Annotated in this window: 1 protein-coding gene; it reads left to right on the forward strand. The window is 44.4% G+C overall.

Annotation, left to right across the window (positions count from 1 at the left end):
- Positions 1–1019, forward strand: a 1019-nt coding sequence (locus JEOSCH030_RS03820) for an Ig-like domain-containing protein (RefSeq protein WP_208454279.1), incomplete at both ends; no start/stop codon positions are given.

Here is a 1019-nt window from a genome sequence, read left to right on the forward strand (position 1 = left end):
CCGACGCTGATGCTGATGCCGACGCCGACGCTGATGCCGATGCTGATGCCGATGCTGATGCAGACGCCGATGCTGATGCCGATGCTGATGCAGACGCCGATGCCGATGCTGATGCGGATGCTGACGCAGACGCCGATGCAGACGCTGATGCTGATGCCGACGCCGATGCAGATGCCGACGCCGATGTGGAAATACCAGAGATTACTGGAGCGAATATTGAAGGGGACTATATTTCTGGTTATTCTATTAATGGAGAGACTATGGTAGGTAGTACAGTATCCTTTATTAATGAATTAAATGAAATAATTGCAACTGTTCAAGTAGATGAAAATGGAAACTTCACACAACACTTTACTCGAAACGAAGTTAATGAAGATGAAATCATTACGTTGATAGCTACTGATGTAGATGGTAATGAGAGTGAGCCTGTTGAACTTACTATTCCATTCACTACTCTCGAGGCACCGTTAGCTAACGATATATATGAAGATGAATTAATAATTGAAGGTAAAGGTATTTCTAGTGCTAAAGTGGTGGCTTATGTTGATGATATAGAAATAGGTTCTAATATTGTCTCTAAACCAATGACCTTATTCTTTACAGCAGTAAATATCACTAATGATGGATCATTTACTATTGAATTAGAAGAAAGTTTAGAAGCTGGTACTGAAATTGTACTATTACAAATGGTCGATGATAAAGTAAGTGAGTCTATCGTAATTAATGTATTACCTTTAGATGATACTGACGCTGATGCAGACGCAGATGCCGATGCGGACGCTGATGCCGATGCAGACGCCGATGCGGATGCAGACGCTGACGCAGATGCTGATGCCGATGCTGATGCTGATGCGGACGCTGATGCCGATGCAGACGCCGATGCAGATGCAGAAGCAGAAGCAGAAGCAGAAGCAGAAGCAGAAGCAGAAGCAGAAGAAGAAGCAGAAGCAGAAGAAGAAGAAGAAGAAGAAGAAGAAGAAGAAGAAGATGAGGAAGAGGAAGGAGGGGGGGGTGGGGGG

The organism is Jeotgalicoccus meleagridis, from assembly GCF_903994045.1.
GTDB classification, from domain to species: domain Bacteria; phylum Bacillota; class Bacilli; order Staphylococcales; family Salinicoccaceae; genus Jeotgalicoccus; species Jeotgalicoccus meleagridis.